This is a genomic window from Bifidobacterium goeldii (assembly GCF_003951095.1).
In the GTDB taxonomy this organism is placed as follows: domain Bacteria; phylum Actinomycetota; class Actinomycetes; order Actinomycetales; family Bifidobacteriaceae; genus Bifidobacterium; species Bifidobacterium goeldii.
This window is the reverse complement of sequence record NZ_QXGL01000002.1, coordinates 373,416-384,919: the sequence shown is the minus strand read 5'-3', so window position 1 is coordinate 384,919 and position 11,504 is coordinate 373,416. Positions and strand designations below refer to the sequence as shown.

The 11,504-nt window shown below is 52.1% G+C and carries 7 protein-coding genes and 1 pseudogene; 3 read left to right on the top strand and 5 right to left on the bottom strand.

Annotated features, from left to right (window positions below; all coding sequences use genetic code 11):
* Together D2E25_RS10465 and D2E25_RS05175 are read left to right on the top strand one after the other, a co-directional pair.
* Nucleotides 1–374 (top strand): annotated as a pseudogene (locus D2E25_RS10465) (hypothetical protein); the annotation flags it as partial.
* A gap of 259 nt (nt 375–633) precedes the next feature.
* Nucleotides 634–2,382, top strand: coding sequence for a hypothetical protein (locus D2E25_RS05175; protein ID WP_125980465.1), 1,749 nt, complete (start codon nt 634–636; stop codon nt 2,380–2,382).
* A gap of 362 nt (nt 2,383–2,744) precedes the next feature.
* Here D2E25_RS05175 and D2E25_RS05170 read toward each other — a convergent pair whose 3' ends face one another.
* A complete protein-coding gene (locus D2E25_RS05170; protein WP_125980463.1) occupies nt 2,745–4,922 on the bottom strand; it encodes an InlB B-repeat-containing protein in 2,178 nt (725 codons plus the stop codon).
* Nucleotides 4,923–5,006: 84 nt separating this feature from the next.
* Complete coding sequence (locus tag D2E25_RS05165) at nt 5,007–6,284, bottom strand: tyrosine-type recombinase/integrase (protein WP_125980460.1); 1,278 nt, start codon at nt 6,282–6,284, stop codon at nt 5,007–5,009.
* Nucleotides 6,285–6,488: 204 nt separating this feature from the next.
* On the opposite strand from D2E25_RS05165, the gene D2E25_RS10575 reads away from it, so the two are divergent.
* Entirely contained in the window at nt 6,489–7,508 is a 1,020-nt protein-coding gene (locus D2E25_RS10575; protein WP_206430738.1) for a hypothetical protein, read from the top strand.
* 81 nt (nt 7,509–7,589) lie between these two features.
* Here D2E25_RS10575 and D2E25_RS05155 read toward each other — a convergent pair whose 3' ends face one another.
* From D2E25_RS05155 to D2E25_RS05145, 3 genes are all read right to left on the bottom strand, one after another.
* Nucleotides 7,590–8,144 (bottom strand): hypothetical protein, encoded by a 555-nt coding sequence (locus D2E25_RS05155; protein ID WP_125980458.1) that lies wholly within the window; start codon nt 8,142–8,144, stop codon nt 7,590–7,592.
* A 226-nt stretch (nt 8,145–8,370) separates the two neighbouring features.
* Nucleotides 8,371–9,984: an RICIN domain-containing protein gene (locus tag D2E25_RS05150; protein ID WP_164514725.1), complete on the bottom strand. Its 1,614-nt coding sequence runs from the start codon at nt 9,982–9,984 to the stop codon at nt 8,371–8,373.
* Nucleotides 9,985–10,546: 562 nt separating this feature from the next.
* A complete protein-coding gene (locus D2E25_RS05145) occupies nt 10,547–11,497 on the bottom strand; it encodes a glycosyltransferase family 2 protein (RefSeq protein WP_125980453.1) in 951 nt (316 codons plus the stop codon).
* Nucleotides 11,498–11,504 lie beyond the last annotated feature (7 nt).

Below are 11,504 nucleotides of genomic sequence, written 5' to 3'. Positions count from 1 at the left end.
ACAAGGTTGTTGCCGACCGTTACAACAGTGTGACCTTCGGCACGGAGGATGATGGTACCGCTCGCGTCGTCCATGTGTCCGCAAGCCTTGGCACTGAGCTGCACAGCGTGTACAACCCGAACACTGGTGAGCACCTGTACGCGTTCGCCGGTGAGGCTGGCCAGCTGGAGGAGAAGTCCGGTTGGATCGATGAAGGCGGTAAGTTCTTCACCGTCCAGAATGGCTCTGCTGGTGTGGTCCGTGTGTACAACCCGAACACCAACGGTCCTGCTCACGTGTACACCAACGGTGGCGAGGCTAGCGTGCTGGCCGGCCTCGGTTGGAAGATCGACAACAACGCAAAGCCTGTGTTTGCCCTCACTGCTAACAAGTGAGAATGATTAACCGGTAAGGTTGATCTGTAATAGGGAAGACAATTCCTGCCGTAATGGCAGAAATTGTCTTCCCTATTTTGTCGTATGATGGTCCGCGCAGAATATTGTGGTCGTGCTGTTGCGCGATTTAACTGCCGGGAGTACATAACGGGAGAGCATTGTGGGGCGACGACATTCTCATCACGATAAGCATTCTTATCAGATTGAGATACCTGTCGGTGGTCCATTAGGTCTACTACCTAGGCAAAGTATTCGGATCGTGCCCATAGCAGTGAATCTGATGTTTATTCCAGCCGTCACGGCAGCGATTCTTGCTACGTGGCTGAGGCTGGTTATGTCATTGACATTGCATATGTGGTATGCGCCAGAACAGCGTGCTGATGACGCGTTACTGATGAGTTATTCTTCTGACTCGTACACTCAATCAACTGATCCATATCGAATGGCTAAGAACCAAGCGTACGGCATGTTCCTCAGGCTGGTTTCGCATAGCGGGATCCCCGTGGACGTAGTGTATTTCCTGTTTTGGCTCATCGCAGCTTTAATAATGAGCTTCGCAGTGCATGCGTTTTTCCATAATCGTTGGCTTTCTTTGTTTGCTTACGTTTACATATTATGGAATCCGATTGCTTTTGAAGATTGGTCCGGTACGCGCGTGTACCGCAATTCGATCATTGCTCCCTCGCTGTTTATTTTGCTTGCGTTATTGATGCTGTATCTCATTATTCGCATGCCGTTACTAATTCATACGCATCAGCAGAAGGACAGTTCATCTACTTCTTATATTGAGAAAAGCATGCCGCTGATAGTAAGACTGGTGGGCTGCGTTCTGGTCCTACTACTCGCTGTTCTAACTGGTGTTTGGTTTGCATTCATTTACGATGTCAAGGAAGACTCGTTCTGGCTTGTACCCATGCTGATATTTATCGTGTTGATCAAGATTGTTCAATCCTTGGTATCAGCACGACGTTGGTGGGCTCGACTATTGGTCGCGGTGCTCTGCCTCACCCCGCTAATATCAACCTACGTATGCTTAGAGACTCTACGTGCAAATAATGAGCGTGATTTCGGTGTAGCGCTACTCAACACACGTACTGAGGGCGCGCTAGCAGAGTTCATTGGATACTTGTATATGGTAGACAGCAGCAAACAAACACCGAATGTGTGGGCGCCCGCTGATTCGATAGAACAAGTATTTGCAGTGTCTCCAACACTGTCGCAGTATCCCGAAATGTTTGAATATATTACATCAGAGGATTATGCGTCGCCAGACATTCAAGAGAGTCCAATTCTGGGTGACCTGATTTCTTGGCAACTAATCAATGCTGTAGATGCCACTATCGGCATGAACAATCAACGTACTGTGCAGCGTGTATTTGCCAAAGCTAATAATGAGATACGCCAAGCATTTAACACTGGTGAACTACACAGAACGAGCAAGATTATGCCGGTTCAAAGTTTAGTGCCGCGTACTCGCCAACAAATTGAGCAACTCATCCAGCCAACCGCAAATTTGTATATGGACACACTGCTGCTCAAACGTGGCTATCATGTCACAGCGCATCGCAACATGATCAGTAGTAATGCATACAATATTTTTGGATTATCTCAACTCAATATCGACGTTGACAATCCCAACCCGCAAGTCTTTGACTGGTTCACTTTCCGGGATGCACGCCGAACAGCAAGCAGGATAGTAAGCACATACCGCACCGTCAATATTGTACTGATAGTCATATGCGCGATGGGATTGGTTACGTCTATGATCGCCGTCATCCGCGGCCGTTGGAAACCGTTAGCAAATATCGGTCTAACAGCCTGCCTAGGTGCTTATGCGTTCGTTTATCTATTCGCTATTTCATGGTTCACTCAATACGTGCACCGTTACTATGTAACGTTCTTCTACGCCTACGGGCCCGCTACAGCTTTACTAAGCACAGGAATACTCATTGGCGTTGGAGCACTGATAACCAGTATTCGTGGCTTATACACGAACGCTACGAAATAGCAAAAAGGCTGTTGTAATTGCCGTATAGGCTGCATTCTTGAAAGTTAGATGCTTCCACCTAAACATCCCATTAGACCAGCGAGAGCACTACCTCCAGGTTTTTCTAGGACGGTACTCTAATTGTTCTAGCGTTATTAGTGTTCCAGCGTATGGTGTTATCCAAACTAGCTGTGAACCTATGCGCAAAAATTGAGTTTGCGTTCAGTGTGGGACTCGTCCTTGAGATGGCCGTTGAAACAAATTTAAAAGTTTCCGCAGTGTGGTTAGTAACCGCTTCTGTTGTGAAAAATACAAACGAAAAGGGACATCCGGTAAACCGGATGTCCCTTTCTGCTACTCAGATGTCAACAGCGTTCTAATGCTCACTTGCTGAGGGTGAACACTGGCTTGGCGTTGTTGTCGATCTTCCAGCCGAGGCTTGCCAGCACGCTAGCCTCACCACCGTTGGTGTACACGTGGGCCGGGCCCTGCGTGTTCGGGTTGTACACACGAACCACAGCGGCGTCACCATGCTGAGAGGTGTAGAACTTGATGTCTTCCTTCACCCAGCCGGACTTTGCCAAGACATTAGCCTCGCCCTCGAAGGTGAGCAGGTGCTCGCCAGTGTTCGGGTTGTACACGCTCCACACCGCGGTACCGAGATTTGCGGAGACGGAGTCGTAGATGTACTTGCCCTCATCATCCTTCACACCGGTGTTATAGCTGTTGGAACGCGCAGCAACGACGTGGTACTTGACGCCTTCACCCTTCCAGCCAAGCTGAACCAAACGAGTGGCCTCGACCTTGTCAGTGGTGAAGTAGTGATCACCGTTGTTCGGGTTGTACACGCGGTACAGATTCGTGTTGCCGACCTCGACGAGCTTTGCCTGAGCGGCGGACAGCTGGGAGATCAGAGTCGAGTACTCGTCCTTGGTGTAGCCACCGTTTGCGAGCTCAGCCTTCTTGGCGAGGTAGTCCTCGTAGTCGGCCTTGTACTGCTTGTAAGAGTCAGCAGTGTACCAATCCTGATCATCGCCCAGGTTCTCGTTGACCTTGGCCTCAAGCTTGGTCAGGGTTTCCGGATCAGCCTTCGTCCAAGTAGCCGTGAACGTCTTGCCAGCAGCGATAAAGTTGGTCTTGTCAACATCTTCGCCGGTGCTGATGATGTAGCCCAGATCGCCAGAATTGTTGATGCTCAGCTTCTTGCCGTCGAGCAGTGCGTCAGCGCCCCAAGTGAGTGCATAGCCGTCACGGGTGAAGGCCGGGAACTTGAACGTGTCGCCATCCTTGAACCAAGTGTCAACGACCGGCTCCTTGCCGTAACCAGGATCGAACGTGACCTTCACCTCAGACACCTTGAACTGTGCGTACAGGTCAGTGTTGGCGGTAATCTTGGTGGAGAAGTCGAACGACTTCTTACCAGCCTGATCGGTCGTCCAGCCGGAGAATACGTACTTTTGAGAGGCGTTGGCCTTCTTGGTAGGATCAGCAGGCTTGGTGGCAGTGCCGTTCTTCACAACATCCTGAGCGTCAGGCGCCTTGGATTCATCCTTAGACTCATCCGTGTGGAACGTGACGGTGAAGTACTCGGACGGAGAGACCGCGTACAGCGTGGTAGGACCATCAACCTGGGTATCCTTGGAGAACAGGTTGCGCTTGTCGGCGGCCTTCTTGGCCTCGTCGGCGGTTGCGAAACCAGCAGCAACCCACTTCTGGCCGCCCTTCTCGAACGTGGCCTTCGGCAGATCCTTGCCGTACTTCTCACCCTTTGCGGTCTCGACAACCTTATTCTGAGCCTTGCCGTCAATCTTGACAGTACGGCCCTCGGACCAGAAGTCAGTGTTCGAGAACGTTACCGTAGTAGAATCCACATAGCCTGCAGTCAGCAGCAGCGTCCACTGGTTCTCATTCTGCGACCAAGTGGCCTTGCCGGACAGGTCGGCGGTTGGGTCGACCTTCTCGCCATCCGTCGTGGAAGTCCAAGACGACAGCAGACGACCATCAGTCGCGCTACCGTCGGTCGGCAGCTGCCAAGATGCCAGCTTATCGCCAGACAGCAGATGCCAGCTCGTAGAAACCGCGTTGAGTGCATGAGCGGTCTCGCCAGCAGCGTTGGCGAAGGACACAGTGTACACATCCTTCGCGTTGTTGTTTCTCAGACGGCCGTAATGAGCAGTCACGCTCGTGGCCTTCGTATCCGGATCCGTGTACACGGCACCTTTGTATTCGGCGGCTACAGCAGTGCTGCCGTCATACCAACCAGTCAGCGTGTAGACGGCATTGTAGTCAGCAAGAGCGGACTTAGCGGCATTTACATCGGCCGCATCCAGCACATCAGCAGTGCCGCCGTCCGTGATGGTGACCTGCTTTTCGCTGTCGAACTTCACACCCGCAGCCTGAGCACGATCCTTGTCGAACTTCAGATTCACGCCATCCACGTTGAACGTGAAGGTCTTCGGCGCCGCAGCGGCCGTGCCAGCGGCAACGCCCATCGTCGCGATCATCGCGAGCGAGGCGAGGCCGGCCAGAGGCGCGCGCCAAACCTTAGTATTTCCTGTCATCTTCAGGAACCTTTCTTTTAGGGCTATGGGTTGCGCCACTGGCTGGCCAAATCAAACACAGTATTAATGCATCCCGCCTGCCATTCAGACACGTTTGGACACGATGGCCGCGGTTCGTTCGGCGTCTACTGCGTCAGCGACTTGCCCAAGTCGTTCCGGGAACAGGAATCCATAAATATCCAAGGTCAAACTGGCGGAAGAATGGCCCATTTGCCGCTGGAGAATCTTCACGTCAGCTCCGGCTTTAATGGCAATCGCAGCGTAGGAATGCCGCAAACTGTGCGGTGTTAGGCCCTCTACATCTTGTAAACCTGCGCGCGCTACTGCGCTATGCCACACGCGCCGGCGCCAATTATGATCGTTGATATGCCCACCTTTGACCGCTTGAAACACGTACGCGGTCTCCGGTTTGCCTTTGATCAATGCGCGCAACGGTTTCACTAAAAACTTCGGGAACGCTACCGTTCGCGGCCGCCCAGACTTTGGCGGTCCCAATCGTTGCGTTTTTGCACTGTTTTTCCAAGTGCGGCGCACGCGAATCTGCCGTTTTGCTAAATCCACATCGCCCACTTGCAATGCAAACGTTTCATTAATGCGCATGCCAACATAGCTTTGAAATCGTATAATCAGCCCGTCCAGCGGCCGCCCAACCTGCTCAGCGGCATCGGCTAGCGTCTCAATCTCATGAATATTAAGGAATACCAAGTCCTTATATTCAGGCTTCGGAACCTGCGCCTCGCGCGCGGGATTCTCCACTAAATAGCGCACTTTCACTGCATAATCGAGCACGCCGGCAAACACCACTTTGACAATACTTTTAATAGAACGTGGTGAAAGCGGTTTGGGCTCATGCCGCCATCGTAATTCTGCTGGATATTCGCCAGTGCTCAGTTCACCAATCCACCGCGCCACATCATCGTGCGTAATCGAGCCAATCGGCACATCAGCCCACTTCGGATTCACATACACGCGCAGCTCGCACTCGTAACGCGCTCGCACGCCCTCGCTCACATTGTTTTTCGAACGCAGCCACATATCAGCCACATCTTTGAATTTGCGTCTCGCATCATTGGGATTCGCATAGCGGCCGCGCCGCACATCATCCTCCATTGAGGCTTGGAACGCCTCTGCGTCGGTGAGTTTTGCAAACGATTTCGAATGCTGTTTTCGCGTTGTGCCCTCGATCGTGTACCAGCGGCATCGCCATCGCTTACCTGAGCCAAACCGCGTAGTTTTCCAACGATCTGGCACTTGCGCGGCGAGAGGATTTCGACTAGCTGCAAGCGATCGCTTCGCTGAAGCTGGGGGAGGAGTGCCATGGTCGGATTTTAGCCACAGATCATCTATCCAAACGTTTGCCATATTGCATACCTTCCTTGGCGGCTGTGCTCATGCGAGTGCAGCGTAAACCGGCCGCGAAAATGCGCGGTTGTATACACGATAGGGACACGATGGCGCATTGCACGGTAACGCGCATATTTATCCCCCCGTTGCGCTTGTCGCCATACGTTTTTTGATACGCTCTTCGTACGTTCCAACTTCAATGATGAAGAGGGGAGAAAAGTTATGCGTACTGCATATGGCAAAAAGATTATTTCGGCCGTAATAGCACTAGCAGTAAGTGTTATTCCAATGGCGGCAGCATCGCAGACCGCGCTGGCTGAAGATACTGGCACTGTAGATATGCTGCGTTTATACAATCCGCATACTGGCGAGCATTTCTACACGGCGGATGAAAATGAGAAGCGAACGCTTACCATCAAAGGATGGCAGTATGAAGGCGTTGGCTGGGTTGCACCGGTTCGTTCAAACACTCCTGTGTACCGACTCTACAATCCAAACGTTGGCGATCATCATTACACCATGAACGCTGGCGAGCGAGATTCACTCGTTAGAGCTGGCTGGCGCGATGAGGGCATTGGGTGGTATTCATCCGACACGAATCGTGCGTATCCGCTTTACCGTCAGTACAATGCGGGCGCTACTACTGGTTCGCACAATTACACAGTGAACCTTAACGAAGCACAATCGCTGATTCGTGCTGGTTGGCGTGATGAAGGCATTGCATGGTATGGCGTTGGCCCCGGGCGAGCGGCACCAAACCCGGATGCTGAAGCGGAGCGTATTTTGCAAGGTATTGCTGATAAATGTTGGCGTCGAGACGGTCCGCAACAACAGCTGATATGCGCTGCGGAAGCAATAAACCGGTATACGGAAAATGCGACGTATGCTATGGAAGGGCCAGATTATGCGTACCCGCGCGGACTGCTAGTGATGGGTGTATACACTTGCGCTGGCACTGCATCGTCTGCAGTTCGTGTCGCGCAAATGATGGGATACCCGGCTACGCATACCAACATGCGACAAAACACTCATCAGTGGGCTGACGTTATCGTTAATGGAGAACACTGGATTATGGACCCGTATGCTCCTATTGCCGCAAAGAAAGTTCCTGGCAGCTTTGACTATCCGATGTGGGATTGTGATGACAACAGTTGCTGGTTAAACGGTTGGAGCGGTGGAAACCCCGCGTACTGCAAGGGTGAAAGCGGGTGCAACGCTTCCTTCACCACTACTATCTATTAACACAAATTGGGGTGGCATCAATCTTGAAATTGATGCCACCCCAATTTGTGTGCTACTGCTATTTATTACTTGTTGACAGTCTCACTGCCCAACAATGTAAAGTTGCAAACCGCTGTTCACGTTGTAACTCCACGTGCCGGTAAGCCCATTCCACGTGAAACTCTTCTGCATAGGTTGATCTTGCTTCGAGTCGATTTCTGCAGTTACATCAGCAGGAATTTGCAATTGCTGAGCTACACAGTTAAAAGTCTTGAAGTCAGATTGTGAGCCAGACATGAGTGTGAGTGACTTGGTAGCCTGGTCAACAATCAGCGACTCCTGTGCTGGATTTTCCGCATTGAATGTAGTGTGCGGGTTGCACACAGAATCGGCCTGCTGCAAGGCAGTAGGAATGTCAGTAGCTGCCGGCTGTTCCTGCTGCGTTTCTTGTTGATTGTCGGTCGGCTGCTCTTCGGACTTTTCCGATTCCTTCGAAGCGGAATCTTTTTCCGTCTCCTTCTCAGTCTTCTGTTGAGTCTTCTGCTGCTCGCTGGCGGTCGGCTTTTCCGCTGGAGTTTGTGCAGAACGGCTGCGTGAAATACCGAATGCGATTCCCGCGATGATCAACGCCACTGCGACAACAGCGATGATAATCATAATGATCCTTGGCAATGAACGATTCGAAGAATTGTGCTGAGCCGCGTTCATAATGGACTCTTTTCTCTGTTTCTTCTGGACGATCTCTTACGAGCATCCAACGTTGGATACCGTTATCAATAATGCTAATTCAAGAACATTGCAACACAAAGAGGGCGGTTGCAGACGGTACGCGGATACATTAGTCGTCTACAACCGCCCTCTCTGCGCGCATGTGTGCCGCCGATCAGACGAACGGACGCAGTGCGCCGCCCGGAGTGCCATACGCCCACAAGCTGTTGATACGCACCGCAGGCACATTCGCTTCGATAATCTGATCATTGCCCAGATAAATCGCGATATGACCCGGCCAGTAAATCAAATCACCACGCTGACGCTCATTGAGCGAAACATGCTTAAAGCGACTATCCGCAGCCATATTGTTCGCATCATGGCTATGCCACGGGTCATACCAATGGTTCGTCGGATTGTACTCATGCAAGTCCATACCCGCCGCATACAGCGACTGCATCACCAAGCCAGCGCAATCAACGCCAACGCCCGGCTGCAGCGCGTAATCCCACACGTAACGCGTGCCAAGATAATCGTACGCGCGGCTAATCATCGCCTCGATAGCCTGCTCACGCGTAGCACTCATCGAAATACGCGAAGGCGAAGCATAGCCAAACATGCCATTCGCCGGCACACCCACATCGCACGAGCTCACCTGGAAATACTGTGCAGGGTTCTGCCAGCCCTTCTTACCACAGCCAGCCCACGTCAATGTGCCGTGCTGGAAGTCCTGCGCGCGGCCCTTATTCCAGTCGTGCTCCTCGTTAACCGGGTAGCCGAGCGGACCCACCTCGTACCCTTGCGCTATATATGCGCCAAGAATGCCTTCGGCTACGGTCTGTGCTCCGGTTTGTGGTGACCAATATACGTAACCGCCTTGGAAGTGCTGCGAGGCGCCGCCATCGCGTGGACTTCTAATCTCATCACTAGTTGGATACCCAAGTCGTCCGGTTTCCCAGCCGTTCAGTTTCCAATAGTTTTGAATGCCATAGGCTGTAACGTGTGCACCGGTGGCCGCAGACCAATGAATTTGTTGCCCGCCTTTAAAGGATTGTGAGAAACCGTTGCGGAGCGTTCGTACATCGGATGTGGGGGCACCGAGTTTTCCATTTTCTCCACCAAGGGATATCCACTTCGTATAAATGGCGCCACTGATACCAATAACTGTATCGCCGTGTTGATAGGTCACTCCGCGTTGGAACGTCTGCTTGCTACCAGATGGTGTGTCCTGTGCGGGAGCAGTTGGACGCCCAAGTGTAGAGTGTTTGCTCCAATATGAACGTACCTGATCGCTCATATCAGCGATCTTCTCAAAATTCCACTGCTGCGCGCTAGCGCCATTAACGGTATAAGACTGTACGTTCACGCCATTTCTCGTCCACCCCTTATACACATCTAGTGCGAGCGGATGGTCGCCGGCAATCGCTGAGCGTAAGACAATATGCCCGTTCTCGCTGAGAGCGATCCACTTCTGTGCGCGTGTGCCGTTACTCTCCCATTGATCTACGTTTGCACCGGGTGCGCTACTGCCGGCAGAAACATCAAGAACCTTGCCAGAACCCACATTTATGAGAGTGAGATAGCCGATGGTGTCTTTGACAACCCTCCAACGCTGCGCGGAAGATGCGTTATCTTGATAGATCTGAACGTTTGCGCCATTTGCATGGCTGCCGCCAGAGACATCAAGAACGAAGTTAGTATTTATTGCTGAGGAAATTGTGTACTCGCCTTCAGCAATTGCATCCTTATTAGCAGCTGCTAGATCATCTAGCTGTTGCTCTGAGATCATGCTTGCATTTTGTTCAGGCTGTGTCTGATTCCCAGCGTTATCGGTGGCATCGGAATCGTTGTCTGCCTGTGCATTCGGCTCGTCAGTTGGCTGGCTATCTTGTAGATCCGTCGATGTGCTGAGAGAATCAATTGACTGATCACTCCCGCTGGGGTTGCCATTGTTAGGAGCATCAGATTCAGAGCTGTCCTGTGTGGACTCCGCATGGTTGTTGTCTGTACCACTAACGTTGTCAGTGGCCGTGGAATTGTTTTGTGGCTGAACCTGAGCGTTGGACGTTGTTTGCAGCTCGCTAGATTCAGCAGCTGAAGCCAAGGTTGGTGCGCACAACGAAGCTATGAGAAGCGCTGTGGTTGAGACAGTGGCTAGAGTGCTGCGGAATGCGGCTGTATGACGCATGACGTGTCGCATGAATCCTCTTCTTCCTCTCGTGGAAACCGTTACTATCATGCGGTTCAAAGGCGACAAAGGGGGTGCTTCGCGTCGCATTGTTCCGAGAGATGAGAAAAGCGGCCTGTTCACTGGGAACAAGCCGCTTATGACTTAGCTACTCGACTAAGAATCAGCGCGAATGACGCTTGAGATACGTAAACCGATTCGCATCCAAAATGAATGCTTTGCGATCGTTCTTAGCGATTACGTCAAGGATGATGCCGGTAACAATAAGCAGCAGGCCTGCGATCACCAGCATTACTGCGCCAATCAGCGTGGGGAAGTGGGTGACCAGCCCGGTGTGCACGAATTCGACGGTAACCATGCCGCACAGTACAACGCCGATGAGTCCGATGACCATGCCAAGTCCGCCAAAGAACGGCAGCGGCTTGTATTCGCGAATCATACGGAAGATCGTGCTCATTACCTTAATACCATCGCCAACCGTATCCAGCTTAGAAACCGAGCCTGCTGGGCGGTCACGGTACTGAATCGGCATCTCATACAGTCGCAGATTGTTGTTCAACGAGTGAATCGTCATTTCCGTCTCGACTTCAAAACCGCGCGACAGTACCGGGTACGTCTTGACGAACGAGAACGAAAACGCGCGGTAGCCGGTCATAATATCGGTCACGTGTGCGCCGAACAGACCGTTAATCGAACCGCGCACGAGACGATTACCGAAGTTGTGGAACGGACGCTTGTTCTCCTGGAAATACGTGGAGCTCAGGCGATCGCCGATTACCATGTCATAGCCTTCAAGCACTTTCGCAACCATTGCCGGAGCAGCATCCGCCGGGTACGTGTCATCGCCGTCGGCCATCACATACACGTCAGCGTCAATGTCCTCAAACATCGCACGAATCACATTGCCCTTGCCCTGGCGCGGTTCTTTGCGCACGATCGCGCCTTCCGCCGTAGCAATCTCAGCCGTGCGGTCCGTGGAATTATTGTCATACACGTAAACGGTCGCCTGCGGCAGTGCCTCGCGGAAATCGCGAACCACCTTGCCAATAGTGATCTCCTCGTTATAACAAGGCAGCAAAACGGCAACAGTGGGCTCGGTGGTTCTCTCAGTCATACGCTTC